Source organism: Cellvibrio chitinivorans (assembly GCF_035117775.1).
GTDB classification, from domain to species: Bacteria; Pseudomonadota; Gammaproteobacteria; order Pseudomonadales; family Cellvibrionaceae; genus Cellvibrio; species Cellvibrio chitinivorans.
The window spans coordinates 568,317-583,777 of the sequence record NZ_JAYKKN010000002.1; the positions used below are offsets into that span (position 1 = coordinate 568,317).

The 15,461-nt window shown below is 48.6% G+C and carries 15 protein-coding genes; all 15 read right to left on the reverse strand.

All coding sequences use genetic code 11. The features are described 5' to 3' along the window. Window positions 1-62 precede the first annotated feature (62 nt). Window positions 63-2,417, reverse strand: coding sequence for a chemotaxis protein CheA (locus SPL68_RS09160; protein WP_323814796.1), 2,355 nt, complete (start codon window positions 2,415-2,417; stop codon window positions 63-65). Between the two features lie 45 nt (window positions 2,418-2,462). Next, window positions 2,463-3,266, reverse strand: coding sequence for a protein phosphatase CheZ (locus SPL68_RS09165; protein ID WP_323814797.1), 804 nt, complete (start codon window positions 3,264-3,266; stop codon window positions 2,463-2,465). 34 nt (window positions 3,267-3,300) lie between these two features. Then, window positions 3,301-3,684 carry a chemotaxis response regulator CheY gene (gene cheY, locus SPL68_RS09170; protein WP_039914554.1) on the reverse strand — a complete coding sequence of 128 codons (384 nt, stop codon included), beginning with the start codon at window positions 3,682-3,684 and terminating at the stop codon, window positions 3,301-3,303. A 187-nt stretch (window positions 3,685-3,871) separates the two neighbouring features. Continuing rightward, window positions 3,872-4,615, reverse strand: a complete 744-nt coding sequence (locus SPL68_RS09175) for an RNA polymerase sigma factor FliA (RefSeq protein WP_323814798.1) — start codon at window positions 4,613-4,615, stop codon at window positions 3,872-3,874. 95 nt (window positions 4,616-4,710) lie between these two features. Beyond that, window positions 4,711-5,535: a MinD/ParA family protein gene (locus SPL68_RS09180; RefSeq protein ID WP_323814799.1), complete on the reverse strand. Its 825-nt coding sequence runs from the start codon at window positions 5,533-5,535 to the stop codon at window positions 4,711-4,713. A 151-nt stretch (window positions 5,536-5,686) separates the two neighbouring features. Further along, window positions 5,687-7,282, reverse strand: a complete 1,596-nt coding sequence (gene flhF, locus SPL68_RS09185; RefSeq protein WP_323814800.1) for a flagellar biosynthesis protein FlhF — start codon at window positions 7,280-7,282, stop codon at window positions 5,687-5,689. 22 nt (window positions 7,283-7,304) lie between these two features. Then, window positions 7,305-9,521 carry a flagellar biosynthesis protein FlhA gene (gene flhA, locus SPL68_RS09190; protein WP_323814801.1) on the reverse strand — a complete coding sequence of 739 codons (2,217 nt, stop codon included), beginning with the start codon at window positions 9,519-9,521 and terminating at the stop codon, window positions 7,305-7,307. Window positions 9,522-9,647: 126 nt separating this feature from the next. Beyond that, window positions 9,648-10,802 carry a flagellar biosynthesis protein FlhB gene (gene flhB, locus SPL68_RS09195; protein WP_323814802.1) on the reverse strand — a complete coding sequence of 385 codons (1,155 nt, stop codon included), beginning with the start codon at window positions 10,800-10,802 and terminating at the stop codon, window positions 9,648-9,650. 8 nt (window positions 10,803-10,810) lie between these two features. Further along, window positions 10,811-11,596, reverse strand: coding sequence for a flagellar biosynthetic protein FliR (fliR, locus tag SPL68_RS09200; RefSeq protein WP_323814803.1), 786 nt, complete (start codon window positions 11,594-11,596; stop codon window positions 10,811-10,813). Between the two features lie 8 nt (window positions 11,597-11,604). Further along, window positions 11,605-11,874, reverse strand: coding sequence for a flagellar biosynthesis protein FliQ (gene fliQ, locus SPL68_RS09205; protein ID WP_323814967.1), 270 nt, complete (start codon window positions 11,872-11,874; stop codon window positions 11,605-11,607). 13 nt (window positions 11,875-11,887) lie between these two features. Further along, entirely contained in the window at window positions 11,888-12,748 is an 861-nt protein-coding gene (gene fliP, locus SPL68_RS09210; RefSeq protein ID WP_416377419.1) for a flagellar type III secretion system pore protein FliP, read from the reverse strand. Between the two features lie 8 nt (window positions 12,749-12,756). Continuing rightward, the gene (gene fliO, locus SPL68_RS09215) at window positions 12,757-13,353 is read right to left on the reverse strand and encodes a flagellar biosynthetic protein FliO (RefSeq protein WP_323814804.1); all 597 of its coding nucleotides are present in this window, start codon (window positions 13,351-13,353) and stop codon (window positions 12,757-12,759) included. Window positions 13,354-13,407: 54 nt separating this feature from the next. Then, window positions 13,408-13,812 (reverse strand): flagellar motor switch protein FliN, encoded by a 405-nt coding sequence (fliN, locus tag SPL68_RS09220; RefSeq protein ID WP_323814805.1) that lies wholly within the window; start codon window positions 13,810-13,812, stop codon window positions 13,408-13,410. Continuing rightward, window positions 13,802-14,878 (reverse strand): flagellar motor switch protein FliM, encoded by a 1,077-nt coding sequence (gene fliM, locus SPL68_RS09225; protein ID WP_323814806.1) that lies wholly within the window; start codon window positions 14,876-14,878, stop codon window positions 13,802-13,804. The genes fliN and fliM overlap by 11 nt, the downstream gene beginning before the upstream one ends. 10 nt (window positions 14,879-14,888) lie before the next feature. Then, on the reverse strand, window positions 14,889-15,443 hold the full coding sequence (locus SPL68_RS09230) for a flagellar basal body-associated FliL family protein (RefSeq protein WP_323814807.1): 555 nt from the start codon (window positions 15,441-15,443) through the stop codon (window positions 14,889-14,891). Between the last annotated feature and the right edge of the window lie 18 nt (window positions 15,444-15,461).

Below are 15,461 nucleotides of genomic sequence, written 5' to 3' on the forward strand. Positions count from 1 at the left end.
TGAAAAATTAACGTTTGAGTTGGCCGCGCTAATAAATCGGGTCGCCAAAACCAAAACAACGATTAGCTATGACCCCAACTGGTCGATCCTTTTGCATAGCGACGCAGCAAGCTGGGAATATCCAGAATTAACGCGATGGTGCCATCACCTGTAATCGTGGCGCCAGCCATACCAGGGGTGCCCTGTAGCATTTTACCGAGCGGCTTGATGACAACTTCTTCTTGCCCGATCAACTGGTCAACCACAAAGCCAACGCGGCGGGTTCCAACAGTAACGATAACAACGTGTGCATTGTCAGGACGTTCGCCGTAGGCGTTTTTAACCAGCCAATCTTTCATATAAAACAGAGGGATTGCCTGATCGCGAATCGCAACACAATCCTGCCCGTCAACAATATGGCTCTTGGTTAAATCCATGTGGAAAATTTCATTCACACTCACCAATGGGAAGGCAAATGTTTGCTGCCCGAGCATAAACATAAGCGTTGGCATAATAGCTAGGGTGAGCGGCACTTTAATAATAAAACGCGTGCCCTTACCCAATTCCGATTTGATTTCTACGGTGCCGTTTAATTGGGTGATTTTAGTTTTCACCACATCCATGCCTACACCGCGGCCAGACACATCGGAAATTTCTTTTTTCGTTGAAAAACCAGGCGCAAAAATTAAATTGTATGCTTCGGTATCGGATAATCGATTGGCGGTATCTTCATCGAACAGACCTTTCTCAACTGCAATATTACGCAGCTTTACCGGATCCATACCGGCGCCATCGTCGCTAATTGACAGAAGGATATGATCACCCTCTTGTTCAGCAGACAGCACAACCTGGCCTACACGCGATTTGCCATTAGCCTCGCGGATCTCAGGAAATTCGATGCCGTGATCGACCGAGTTGCGCACCAAATGCACTAAAGGATCGGCAAGTGCTTCAACCAGATTTTTATCCAAATCTGTTTCTTCACCCACCAATTCCAAATTAATTTCTTTGCGTAGATTACGCGCAAGGTCGCGAACAACACGCGGGAAACGACCAAAGACTTTTTTGATCGGCTGCATGCGGGTTTTCATTACCGATGTTTGCAAATCTGCGGTAACCACATCGAGATTGGCAACAGCTTTTACCAAAGCTTCATTGGTTGAAGCATTACCCAAACGCACTAAACGATTGCGCACCAATACCAGCTCACCAACCATATTCATAATGTCATCGAGGCGCTGGGTATCTACCCGCACAGTTGTTTCAACTTGCGGCGCTTCTTTGTCATTGTTCGAGGCAGCCGCTGGTGCTGCGGCAGCCTTAGGCGATTCGATTTTTTTCGCCGGTGTCGCTACTGCAGGTTTTGGTGCTGCGGGTTTTACGGCAGCGGTTTCTGATTTCGCTGCTTTAATCTCTGATGGCTTTACCTCAGGAGTTTTTATTTCTGCGGGTTTAATTGCAGGTGCTGATGTTGATGCTAGAGTCGCGCCCGGCCCTTTACCTTTGCCGTGCAACTGATCGAGCAACGCATCAAATTCATCATCGCTAATTAAGTCGCCACCTGCGCTCGCCGCGGTTGGTGCAGGTATTGATGAAGATGTTGCTGTAGGCGCAGATACAGCTGGAGCTGCACTTGGCCCAGGGCCTTTGCCCTTACCATGAAGCTGATCGAGCAATGCTTCAAATTCATCGTCAGTAATTTCGTCACGGCCAGAAGCAGAAGCTGAATTTGTAGTATGCGATGGAGCATTGCTAACTATAGGAGCTGCGGTGCCCGGCCCTTTGCCTTTACCGTGTAATTGATCCAGAAGCGCATCAAATTCATCATCGGTGATGTCATCATTCCCCGAAGATGTTATTGGAGTATCCGTAGCAATGGACTCATTGGCTGATGCGGGCTTACCGGCGATTGCATCCAACAATTGTTCGAATTCTTCGTCGGTAATATCTCCACTGGGAGTTTCTGCAACTGGCGCAGTTTCCGAAACAGCAGATACAGCAGGCACCTCGATTTCAATATTTTCTGGCTCATCCGCTTCATTCAAATCTGCACAGGAAACCAAGCGTTCCAAAGCGGCGATCAGCGATGGGTCAACCGGAGGTAATTCTTCGCGCTGGGAAACCAATTCAAACTGCTGGTTAACCATATCCAACGCTTCAAGCACAACGTCCATCAATTCCGATGTAACGGCACGTTTGCCATTGCGCAAAATATCAAATAAGTTTTCAGTCAAATGGCAGCATTCGACCATGGGTGTTAGTGCCAAAAAACCTGCACCGCCTTTAACGGTATGAAAGCCGCGAAAGATCGCATTCAACAGGTCTTTGTCTTCAGGACGTTGCTCCAAATCAACCAATTGCTGGCTCAGGCGCTCAAGGATTTCTCCCGCCTCTACCAGAAAATCCTGGAGAATATCCTCGTCATCACCAAAACTCATTCAACTTTACCTCGCGTGTCACGCAGATATTAAAAATTATCGTAATTAAAAGCCCAGACTCGACAATAAATCGTCAACATCATCCTGGCCTGATACCACATCTGCGCGCTCTTTATTAATTTGCGGGCCTTCCGCTTCGGTTTTACGTTTGAGCATAATTTCTTTGTCGTGCTCAAGCATGTCACTATCTACATCGAGGCCGGCAATTTCTTCAACCTGACCGGCAATACGCACCAAACTGACCAAATCTTTTTCAACATCATTAATCAACCCGATCACGCGCTTTAATACTTGACCAGTTAAATCCTGAAAGCCTTGTTCTAAAACAATATCTTGCAAGTTTTTGCTTAATTGTTCGGTGCCGGTAACCATTTGCCCTAAAAAACCATCCATACGTTCATAGAGTTGGCGAAATTCATCCGGCGTCATTTCACGGCGTTTCAAGCGCGCCCACTCGGTGCGCAAACTGCTGGCTTCTTGCCCGAGATTCATCGCAATAGGAGCAGCTTCATCAACCACATCCATGGTTTTTTCAGCGGCTTTTTGCGTTAACTCAATAACGTAATTCAAACGATTGGAGGCATCGTGAATATCCGAATTGGCAATTTTCGGCGGTTCTTTAGTGAGATCGGCATCGACATTGAAGTTGACAATTGCATTGTGCAAACCACGCGTTAAACGCCCGACAGATTGAAAAATATGACGGTCGCGCGCTTGAGTGATGGTATGAATTAGCACTGATGCTTCTTCGAACTGATCGCTTTGTAATTTTTCGGTGAGCAGCTTGGCGCACTCTTTCAGTTCGATCACAAATTCTTCATTGAAGGATGTTTGGAGTTCAGATGCCATGACAACGCCTTATTTATTATTTGATCGAAGACAATTAACCGACGCGATCAAAAATTTTCTCGATTTTTTCCTTCAGTGCTTGCGCAGTAAACGGTTTAACCACATAACCATTCACTCCCGCTTGCGCCGCCTCGATGATTTGGTCGCGCTTGGCTTCCGCTGTCACCATTAATACCGGCAAGGTGCGCAACTTTTCATCGGCGCGAACAGCCTTGAGCAAATCGATTCCGGTCATGCCTGGCATATTCCAGTCAGTTACCAAAAACTGGAAATCACCACTTTTCAGCATAGGTAATGCCGTGACGCCATCATCTGCTTCATGGGTATTGGAAAAGCCCAAATCCCGCAGCAAGTTTTTAATGATCCGTCGCATTGTTGAAAAGTCATCAACAATCAAGATCTTCATATTCTTATCCAACGCAACCTCCACCACCCTGACGGGATTTTCATTTACTCATAGTCTAGTAGGAGTTAAAGCTTCGGCCAGTGCTGGCACACAAATCTTCAACTTTTAATGCGAATCATAGCCCAAATACCTGTAAATACAGAGTTTTTGCTAGTTATCTATGAAATCACAGCCAATTCGCCTGATATTTGAACAAGCTTCAGCCCGCTTGCCAATCCGCCAGCTTGTGGCGTAAACGCGCCGCCGCCTGACTGTGAATCTGACTAACGCGGGATTCACTTACCCCAAGCACCAAACCGATCTCTTTCAGGTTGAGCTCTTGATCATAATAAAGCGCCAGCACCATGCGTTCGCGTTCGGGTAAAAGTGCGATGGCTTTTGCCAACGCCTGTTTTAAACCATCGCGCTGGATACCATCGAGCGGGCTGACAAATGCACTGCTGTGCTCAGAAGCATCGATGTTGCTGTCTTCTTCACCAAAGGTTTCTTCGTAACTAAATAAACGGCTGCCGTTGGAGTCTTGCAGCATTTCAAAATATTCTTCGAGTTCAACCCCCAGCTCAGCGGCGACTTCGCTATCGCTTGCATCGCGACCGGTGCGCGCTTCAACTGCCGCAACCGCTTGAGCTACTCTGCGCGCATTGCGATGCACCGAGCGAGGCACCCAGTCACCGCGGCGCATCTCATCGACAATCGCACCGCGAATACGAATTCCGGCATATGTTTCAAAACTCGCACCGCGCGAGGCGTCATATTTTTGGGAGGCTTCGATAAGGCCGATCATGCCGGCCTGAATCAGATCGTCTACCTGCACACTGGCAGGCATACGCATCATCATGTGATAAGCGATACGCTTAACTAAGGGAGCGTATTCTTCAATATTGATCTGGGCATCAAGTAAGGTTTTTTTATCGTACATGGCTAAACCATTGACTGCGGCCATTGAGCGCCCTCTTTTCAGTAATAATCTGGCAGCGTCCCAACAGCCTTGCGGTACAGCGTGTTTTATATATCCACTTCCCTACTACCATTTGCAGGTTAACGCGCATTCGCTGCCTGCAACAAACGCTCAACAAAAAATTCCAATCGCCCAGTAGGCGAATTGGGCAGCGGCCATTTATCAACTGTTTGCGCGAGTGCACGTATCGCAACAGCCGCTTTTGATGAAGGCGCAAACTCAAGTAGCGCCTTTTGTTTTTGTACAGCTTTGCGCACATTTTCATCAAATGGAATCTGCCCCACAAACTGCAAGGTCACATCCAAAAAGCGCTCACACACCGTATTAAGTTTGTTAAACATGTTGATGCCTTCTTGCGGTGTGCGAGTCATATTCGCCACAACCCGGAAGCGCTGCATGCCGTATTCTTTATTGAGTAATTTGATCAACGCGTAGGAATCGGTGATGGATGATGGCTCATCACACACGACGATCATCACTTCATTGGCGGCGCGCACAAAACTCACAACGGTATCGGAAATACCAGCGGCAGTATCAATGACTAATATGTCGACCTGATCGGACAAATCATTAAATGCATTAATTAATCCTGCATGCTCAGCTGAACTCAATTCGGCCATACGCTGCACGCCGGAAGACGCAGGCACAATTTTCATTCCGGCAGGACCAGTGACGAGAACATCGTTAAGGCTATGAGTACCCGCCAAAACATCGGCCAAAGTGTGAGTTGCGCGAACACCCAAGAGCACATCAACATTCGCCAAGCCCAAGTCAGCGTCCAGAAGTACAACGCGACGGCGCAACTCTGCTAGCGCAATACTGAGGTTGACGGAAATATTGCTCTTGCCTACCCCGCCCTTGCCGCCGGATACCGCGATCACCTGTACTGGTCGCACTTGACTCATCTACGCAAAACTCCAAACCTTGTCGTTGAGTTGTGCCGGGCTGTTGTGATGCTGATCACTTTAGCGGGCGACACACCAATGGTGATCTGATTATAGATAGGGATTAGCAATTCATCCGACTAATTTCAGTTTCACCAATAAAATCCTGTACTTATCTGCTTTTTTGCTGCTGCTCTGGCTGGGAAACAGCCACCGCTGGATTAGTTTTGAGCAGTGCAACGGCTTTCGATACCAGCTGATGCGCACGCGCGACATCCAGATTTTTGGGAATATCCTGACCATCAGTGGTGTAAGCAATTGGTAAACGGCTCTGCGCAGCTACACCCAAGGCTTCACCGATACTCGCGGTTTCGTCCAACTTAGTGAGAATGCAGCCCTGCAAACGCGCTGCGCCATAAGCGTGAACCGATGCCTTGAGCATTTGCGCTTGGCTGTTGCAGGACATCACCAGATAGGTTTTAACCATTTGCTGATCGGCCAGCGCCTTTAATTGCGCCTTCAAGTGTGGATCGCCGTGGCGGAAACCAGCGGTGTCGATCAATACCAATGAACAGTGGCGCAAACTGCGCAGCACAGTGTCCAGTGGATTGACTTCATCTACCACGCGCACCGGAACGCGCAGAATACGCGCCAGTGAGCGCAGTTGATCGTGCGCAGCGATTCGGTAGGTATCGGTGGTAATCAGCGCAACCTTGTCAGCGCCGTGTTGCAATACATAGCGCGCAGCCAGTTTGCCGATAGTCGTTGTCTTACCAACACCAGTCGGGCCGACAAAAGCAAAGACGCCGCCTTTCTCAACCACATCACCACCGGCAACCGGTAATTGATGAGCAAGATTTGCCAGCGCATCCGGCCAGGCCTCCGCCAAGGTTTTAGTCTTGGTGCATGAGGCAATCACTTTGCTAACGATTTCTTTCGGCAGATTCAAACGCTCCATGCGGCGCGCAACACTGGCCAACACAGGGGAATTCACGGGTGCAGATTGCTGCCCCAGCAGACGATCCAATTGTTGTTCAAGCAAGAAACGCATATCGGCTATTTCTGCTTGCAGGTCATTGAGCTGCGCGGTTTGATCGATTTCAGTTGCGGACTTGCCTTCAATAGCAGTGGGTTCTGACAAACGGTTTTCTGGCAAACGAGTTTCTTTCACACGCGCCTCGTTCAACAGTGCCTCTCTGAACGAGATTGATTCTTTGCTCAGCATGGGTTCTGCGGCGGGAACTTCATCAACCAAAGGATATTTTTCTGCTGCGCTCATGCCTTTCATTGGGCGTGCAACAGGTGCGCTAGCATTGCGTGGAATACCGGCATTTACCACGGTATTTTTGCCCACTAAAAATTCTTTGGCCGATTCCTCAGCTTTGCGTGCAGCGATCATACGCAAGCGAGCTTTTTCAATATCTTCAGCCAATTGCGCGCCGCTCTTGCCCGCATTGGGGTGGCTGGCACTCCAGTGATCAGCTGCCACACTCAATACCGGCTGGGTTTTGCGTGGTTGAGTGTTGTTTAAGGCGCGCGGGGAGATATCGCCATCACTAAGCAGAGGTTCACTCAAGGCAAAAGTCGATTCCGCAAACGGACGATTTTGCAGTTGTTTGAGTTCGTAATCCGACCCCATAGTCGTGAGCAATTCAACGCCTTCAGGAATGCGGTTACTGGAGAGAATAATGGCATCTGGCCCCAACTCCTGGCGGACCAATTCCAACGCACGGCGCATATCAGCAGCTACGAAACGTTTGACTTGCATATTCAACTCCTACCCCTTGGGGCTATTTTTTATCGGCGCCAACGCTGGCATCGATAGTGATCTGTTTGTTATCTGGAACTTCGGTATAAGCCAGTACGCGCATATCAGGAACACTGTGACGAACAAAGCGCGACAGCATTGGCCTGAGCGGCGCGGCCACCAGCAATACCAGTGGTTTGCCTGACATCTCCTGCTTTTGCGCTGCGTTAATCAGCGACTGCTGCAAGCGATCTGCCAAGCCAGGCTCAATAAACGCGCTGTCGTCAGCGCCAGCTTTTTGTGCCTGCTGTACGGTGTTTAGCAACAACTGTTCCAAACTGGGCTCAAGCGTGATAACAGGCAGGTTTCGCTCGTTTCCAATGATGTTTTGGACGATTTGTCGGCACAGTGCCACCCGTGCCAAAGCCGTTAAAGCGGCGGGATCTTGACTCTTTCCGGTTGTCCCCGCCAAGGCTTCGGCGATGGAGCGTATGTCGCGAATCGATACGCGCTCGCGCAACAAATTCTGCAAGACTTTTAACAACACATTGATGCTGATGGTATTGGGCACCAGCTCTTCAACCAATTTGGGCGAGGATTTGGCCAGCATGTCGAGCAGCTTTTGCACGTCTTCATGACCGAGCAATTCAAAGGTGTGTTGCTGCAGAATTTGGTTGAGATGAGTGGCAACCACAGTGCTTGGGTCAACCACCGTGTAACCAAGGGTTTGCGCCTGTTCGCGCTGATTAGGGCTAATCCAGATGGCATCCAGACCAAAGGCAGGGTCTTTGGTTTTTATCCCCTCAAGAGTGCCGAACACCTGCCCCGGGTTGATCGCCAACTCGCGATCGGGGTAAACATCAGCCTCAGCCATAGTCACACCCATTAAACTCAGGCGATAGCCGGTTGGGTTTAAATCCAGATTGTCGCGAATGTGAACCGAGGGAATTAAAAAGCCCATTTCCTGAGATAGCTTTTTGCGTACACCTTTGATTCGGCCGAGCAGCTCGCCGCCCTGATTTTTATCGACCATCGGAATCAGGCGATAGCCCACTTCCAGCCCGATTACATCCACTGGCTGCACATCATCCCATCCCAATTCAGGCGCTTCTGGTGTACCGGCAGGCAATGCAGGTGCTGAACGTTGTGGGGCGATATTGGCGCCGCCTGCGGCTGGCTGGGCATCGCCCGCTACGCGGGTTCCGGCGGGAATAAAGGAGTTGTCTTCAACCGGCGCAGGCTGTTGTTTGCGCCAGTGGAGATAGTAAGCAAGGCCGGCACAGATCAGCCCCAGTCCGAGGAACGCCATATGTGGCATACCCGGCACCAGCCCCATGATGATCAGCATGAGTGAGGCAACGGCTAGAGCTTTAGGCGAGCCAAACATCTGGCCGACCACCATCTTGCCCATGTCTTCAGAGCTGTTAACGCGAGTTACCAGAATCGCGGCTGCAACCGACAACAACAAACCGGGAATCTGCGCGACCAAACCATCACCAATGGTCAGGATGGTGTACTTTTCAAACGCATCGCTAAACGTTAAGTCATGCTGAACCATACCTATCGCAAAACCGCCAAAGATATTGATAAACATGATCATGATGCCCGCAACGGCATCGCCTTTCACAAACTTGCTCGCACCATCCATTGCACCGTAGAAGTCCGCTTCGGATGACACTTCTTGACGGCGTGTGCGCGCTTGATCCTGATCGATCAAACCTGCGTTCAAGTCCGCATCAATCGCCATTTGTTTACCGGGCATTGCATCCAAGGTAAAACGCGCGCTCACTTCCGAAATACGGCCAGCACCTTTGGTAACTACCACGAAGTTGATGATCATCAAAATAATGAACACCACAATCCCCACCGCCAAATTGCCGCCGATCACAACATGACCGAACGCCTCAATAACCTTACCTGCCGCATCGCCCCCCTCATGCCCTTCAAGCAACACCACGCGGGTTGATGCCACGTTCAAGCCCAAGCGCAGCAAGGTTGCGACCAGCAAAATTGTCGGAAAAGCAGCAAAATCCAGCGGGCGCATGGCATAGACAGACACCAGCAAAACCACCAGTGCCAGTGCGATGTTGAAGGTAAAAAACATGTCGAGCAGCAGCGCCGGAATCGGCAGGATGATCATGGCCAACAGCATCAACAGCAGAATAGGAATCCCCAGATTCCCGCGCCCCACCCCCCTTAAGGAACCAAGCGCAGCTTTGCCGTTGAAGTTGTTGAGTTGATTAAAAGTCGGTAAGGCCATAAGCACGGATTCTTGACGGTCAGATCATTTTTCCGTGTTATCGCAAGAAGTGTACCGATTTAAACCAGTGCGATAAAAGAGTTAATTGTTGTTTTATTTTTAATCAAAAACGCGCCGTGGTGATTGTTAATCCACCTTACCAGAAGCGTTATAACGAAGGTCGCGCGGCACGTTAATGTTGCGCGGATAAACCGGTTTGTCGCCCTTCCCTTTGCGGAAATTACGCAATTGAAATACATAGGCCAGAATTTGGGCGACGGCTAAATACAAGCCGGATGGAATTTCTTGATCCACTTCCGTGGTGTAGTAAATCGCACGAGCGAGAACAGGCGATTGAATGATTTCGATTTTATGGGCACCGGCGATTTCGCGGATTTTTAGCGCGGTATGATCGCCGCCTTTGGCGATCATTAGCGGTGTATCCATAGTTTCCGGGTCGTACTTGAGTGCAACAGAAAAGTGTTCCGGGTTGGTGATGACCACATCGGCCTGCGGCACGTTTGACATCATGCGGCGCTGCGCCATTTCGCGTTGTAACTGGCGGATGCGCCCTTTGACTTCGGGTTTACCATCAGTATCTTTGGCTTCGTCTTTTTGATCTTGCCGCGACATTTTTAATTTTTTGTTGTACTCAAAAATTTGCAACGGCACATCAATCGCGGCAATCACAATGGTGGTTGCCGAGAGTGCGATAGTGGCGAGAATTGAAATTTCCAGCGAGTGAATGATCGCATTGCCGACACTTTCATCCACTAAGCGAAACATGTCCTGCGCGTAAAATTTTAATAGCCAAATAGTCGCGCCAAGAATAATCAGCACCTTGCCCAAGGCTTTTAACAATTCGATCAACGACTTCACCGAAAACATGCGTTTAAGGCCAGCAAGCGGGTCCATGCGGCTCAGTTTTGGCTCCATCGCCTTGGCGCTCATGTTCCAGCCGCCCAAGGCAATAGGCCCGACAATCGATGCAACTACTAGCATCAGCATCAGCGGCGTGATACTGATCAAGCCGTCGTAAATAGCACTAACGAAATGGGCAATCATCGCATTGGGGTCAAAAATCGCAGCGCGATTGAGGATAAAACTTTCGCGGGTCAAACCGATTAATTTTTTGCCGGTAAATTCGGCAAACATATAAATGCCGACCGACGCCAACAACAGAATGGCGGTGGTAGTTAATTCGCGGGATCGGGGAACCTGGCCTTCTTCGCGCGCTTTCTCGATCTTTCGCGCACTGGCCTCTTCCGTTTTTTCCTGACTGCTGTCGTCATCTTCAGCCATAGCAACACCTAGGGAGTTAAGGCCAAAGTACGCAGCACACCTATGCCTTCATCCATAATTTCAAAATAGATGGGCAGGAAGTTGGCAAAGGTAAACCACATGAGGATAAAACCAAGAAGCAGCGTAATCGGAAAACCAACAGTAAATACGTTCATTTGCGGCGCGGAACGGCTCATCACACCAAACGACATATTCACAATCATCAACGAGGTAAACAGCGGCAAGGTTATCAGGAGCGCAGCACTAAATAACCATGACCCCATTTCAACAATCGTCATAAAGTGCGCAGTGTTCATGCCAACACCGCCGATGGGAAAAGTGGTAAAACTATCGATCATTAATTGCAAAACAACCAAATGACCGTTGCTGCTTAGAAATAAGAGCGTGGATAACAGCAAATAAAATTGCGACAACACCGTCACACTCACACCGCTGGAAGGATCGTTCATCGCGGCAAAACCCAAGCCCATTTTCATCGCGATAAATTGCCCTGCCAACACAAACACATGCATAACCACTTGCATGGCAAAACCCAGTGCAAGGCCGATCAGCACCTCTTGAATAATCATCATAAAACCCTGTGCCGATAAAAACGACACAATAGGTGCAGGAGGCAATACCGGGGCGATCATGATGGCAGTATAGAGCGTGAGAACAATACGAATGCGCGCTGGAACCGTACGCGCACCAATCACCGGAACAGCAAAATAAAATGCACTGATACGCAATAAAGGCCAGAGGTACTGGCCGATAAATTGCGACAACTGTTCTTCAGTGATGATTAATTCTTGCATCGCAATGCCTAGCCGATCAGGGAGGGAACGGCCGAATAGAGTTGATCAAACAAATCCATAAATTTGGTGAGCAACCAAGGCCCGGCCATCATCAAGGTAATGATGGTCACAATAAGGCGCGGCAAAAAACTCAAGGTCTGCTCGTTAATTTGCGTAGCAGCCTGAAACATACTGACGATCAAACCCACTATCAAACCTGGGCCAATAATCACCAACAGCATCAGGATCACCAAATAAAAAGCATCGGCAAAGAGATCCATTACGACTTCGGGCGTAATCATAAAACCTCCGTCATATTCCGTAACTGGCAGCGAGCGTGCCAACAATCATCGCCCAACCATCCACCAATACAAACAGCATAATTTTAAATGGCAGAGAAATAATCAAGGGCGAGAGCATCATCATACCCATCGCCATCAGCACGCTGGAAACAACAATATCAATCACCAAAAACGGAATAAAAATAATAAAGCCAATTTGGAATGCGGTTTTTAACTCACTGATGATAAAAGCCGGCACCAGTATGCTAAACGGCGTTTCGTCGGGGTTGGCAATGGGTGGATGTTTGGCAATACCGACAAACAAACCTATATCGGATTCGCGCGTTTGCTCAAGCATAAATTTGTGGAAAGGCGCAGCAGTTTTTGCAAGCGCTTCCTGCGCGCCAATCTGCTGATTAATGTAAGGCTGAAGTGCATCCTGATTCACCTTGTTTAACACTGGCTGCATGATAAACAGGGTTAAAAACAAGGCGAGGCCAATCAGAATTTGGTTGGACGGCGACTGCTGCAATCCGAGCGCTTGGCGCAAAATTGAGAACACAATAATGATGCGAGTAAAGGACGTCATCATCATTAACAGCGCTGGCAAAAATGTCAGCGCCGTCATAATGGCGAGAATTTGTAAGGTTACCGTGTACTCCTGAGTACCATCAGGATTGGTTTTTACCGTTAACGCAGGCAACCCGGGAATGGCAGGCAGACTCCCTAAATTAGAAGGTGCAGTTTGCGCAAGCGGCAAAGTACCCGCAGCAGGATCAGCAACTGGCGGCGTGCTGGTTTGCGCTGACGCAAATCCGGCCAGCAGCATTAAAAACAACGCAGCGATTATGTGTGCAAATGTGCGCTGATGAGTTATCGCATTAATAAACATGGCGTCACCTAGGGCGCAGAGCTGTTTTTGTTATCGGGATTTTGGCTAGATGAGAGCGATGTTTTTTGTTGCAAAATGGACATCAACTTACGGCTAAAGTCTGACTGGGCATTATCGCCGCTATCCAGCACTATCGGTGTGTCAAACACATGCAATGTATTGATGCTGGTTGATGTTATGCCGAGCAACAGTTGCTGACCGCCAACCTCAATCAATGCAATGCGCTCGCGTGTTCCCAGCGGCATAGCCGATAAAATTTTGATGTGCGAATTGGCGGAAAATGATCCCTTATTAAACCGCTTCACAAACCATGACAGCGCAAAGATCAACCCGATAATTCCCATTAACGCCAAGGTCACATTTACCAAATGGCGGCCGCTGCCAATAGGCGCAGCGGTATTGTTAACGGTTGTTGTTTTGGCTGAAACAGTATTAGGCACAGACGCTACTGAAGCTGTTTGTGCGCTAACAGGTGCAGTTACAGCAGCTTCTACTTGTGCCGAGCCCTGTGCAGAGTCTTGCGCCAACTCTTGTGCAGTTACTGCTTGAGTTGCGAGTAAAAAAAATACCGACAAACATAAACAAAGAGATTGGTTTTTTATCAAAACCAATCTCTTTGTTGCGAACAAAAGGTGTGAAAAAAAATTCATTGGGTATCCCTAACGCAACTTTTTAATACGCTCAGCCGGGCTGATAACGTCCGTCATACGAATACCAAATTTTTCATTCACCACCACGACTTCACCGTGGGCAATCAAGGTGCCGTTAACCAACACATCCAGCGGTTCGCCCGCCAAACGATCCAGCTCAATCACCGAGCCTTGGTTAAGCTGCAGCAAGTTGCGGATCGTAATAGAGGTGCGCCCTACTTCCATTGAAATAGAAACTGGAATATCGAGAATGACATCCAAGTCAGGACTTCCTGACGGTTGTTTTTGGACTTCTGCTTTTAATTCATCAAACGACACCGCATTGGCCATAGCTTCATCGGCATCGGCCTGTTCCGCCATGGCGGCAGCCCAATCATCAGCCATAGAATCTTGATCGATATCATCACTTGCCATTTTTTCCACCCTTTAGTGCAGCAACGCTGTTAGTGTTATTTTCTGCTGCCGCAGCGTTTTTAGTCTCGGCAGCATCCGCTTTAGTCCCCGTAATGTTGTAGGCACTACTGCGATCAATAAATTCACGAATTTTTAATGAGAGAAAACCATTACTCTGCCCCAACTGTGTACGAAACATAGGTACACCGTTAGCAGTCAGCACGTGGTAATCAGGAAATTCAACCGGAATAATGTCGCCCTCTTTTAACTCGACAATATCGCGCAACGTAATGTCGCGCCGAACAATATCGCACTCCAAATCAACACTGGCAGAAAGCACATCCTCACGCAGCGCCTTTTCCCAACGCTCGTCGTGTTCATCGCTGTCGCTTTGCAAACCGGCATCGAGCACTTCGCGAATCGGTTCAATCATTGAATAAGGAACAGTGATATGCATTTCACCGCCGCCACCATCCAACTCAATGTGGAATGTGCTCACCACCACCACTTCACTAGGGCTAACAATATTCGCGAGCGATGGATTTACTTCTGAGTGAACATATTCAAAATTGATGGGGAAAACTGCTTTCCAGGCTTCAGCCAAATCGACAAACGCCTGATTCAATACCATTTGTACAACGCGCAATTCTGTCGGCGTAAATTCGCGACCTTCAATTTTTGCGTGACGGCCATCGCCACCAAAAAAATTGTCTACCAATTTAAATACCAAGCGTGCATCAAGGATAATCAATGCTGTGCCGCGCAGCGGGCGGAATTTCACCATGTTCAAACTGGTGGGCACATAGAGCGTATGAACATACTCACCAAATTTTTGGATTTGCACGCCGCCGACCGACACATCCGCAGTTCTACGCAACAGGTTGAACATACTGATGCGGGTGTAACGAGCAAAACGCTCGTTAATCATTTCCAACGTAGGCATACGCCCACGCACAATACGATCCTGACTGGTGAGGTCATAATTCCTCACCGCGCCCGGTTCGACATCGCTCTCTGTGTCTATGTCACCGTCATCGACACCGTGCAGGAGCGCGTCAATTTCGTCTTGTGAAAGTAGATCTTGCACAGCGGTTTCCTTATTGCATTACAAAATTAGTAAACAACACTTGTTCAACATTGTTTGATGAAACCTTTTCCGCTTTGCCTTGAGCAGTCAGTGCTTCCTGCTCCTTTTGCAATTGATTGCGCACTACTGCCAAAGCTTCTTCACGCAGTTGTTCCTTGCCTTCAGGTGTTTGTAGTTCATCAAAGTTTTTTGCACTCAAGAGCATAACCAAACCATTACGAATCGCGGGCATATGCAGCTTGAGCAGCTCTTCCAATAAAGGGTCGCGATACAAAAGTGTGATCGCCGCTTGCAAATAACGCTGGCGCCCATTCACATTAAAATTGATAGTGAAGTTGGGCTTCATTTCATAATAAATCGCTGGCGCCAATGCGGTATGTTCGGGTTCTTTAGTTGCGCTTTCACCAGCAGGTTGCTCTGGCGACAAAAATTTCAAAGCCACAACTGTGCCGCCAATGGAAAGAATAATCAGCGCAACCGCTACACCGATCAGTAAAAACAATTTCTTTTTAGAACCAGAGCCGGCACTGCCTGCATCGTTTTTGGCTTTTGGGGCTGCCGCCATGTCAAAACTCCGTCATAT

Coding starts and splice junctions, on each gene's coding strand:
- SPL68_RS09175 (WP_323814798.1), bottom strand. CDS start 4,615: ATGGCCGCAGTCAATGGTTTAGCCATGTACGATAAAAAAACCTTACTT.
- flhF (WP_323814800.1), bottom strand. CDS start 7,282: ATGCAAGTCAAACGTTTCGTAGCTGCTGATATGCGCCGTGCGTTGGAA.
- flhB (WP_323814802.1), bottom strand. CDS start 10,802: ATGGCTGAAGATGACGACAGCAGTCAGGAAAAAACGGAAGAGGCCAGT.
- SPL68_RS09230 (WP_323814807.1), bottom strand. CDS start 15,443: ATGGCGGCAGCCCCAAAAGCCAAAAACGATGCAGGCAGTGCCGGCTCT.
- flhA (WP_323814801.1), bottom strand. CDS start 9,521: ATGGCCTTACCGACTTTTAATCAACTCAACAACTTCAACGGCAAAGCT.
- fliR (WP_323814803.1), bottom strand. CDS start 11,596: ATGCAAGAATTAATCATCACTGAAGAACAGTTGTCGCAATTTATCGGC.
- SPL68_RS09180 (WP_323814799.1), bottom strand. CDS start 5,535: ATGAGTCAAGTGCGACCAGTACAGGTGATCGCGGTATCCGGCGGCAAG.
- fliP (WP_416377419.1), bottom strand. CDS start 12,748: ATGTTTATTAATGCGATAACTCATCAGCGCACATTTGCACACATAATC.
- SPL68_RS09165 (WP_323814797.1), bottom strand. CDS start 3,266: ATGGCATCTGAACTCCAAACATCCTTCAATGAAGAATTTGTGATCGAA.
- fliN (WP_323814805.1), bottom strand. CDS start 13,812: ATGGCAAGTGATGATATCGATCAAGATTCTATGGCTGATGATTGGGCT.
- SPL68_RS09160 (WP_323814796.1), bottom strand. CDS start 2,417: ATGAGTTTTGGTGATGACGAGGATATTCTCCAGGATTTTCTGGTAGAG.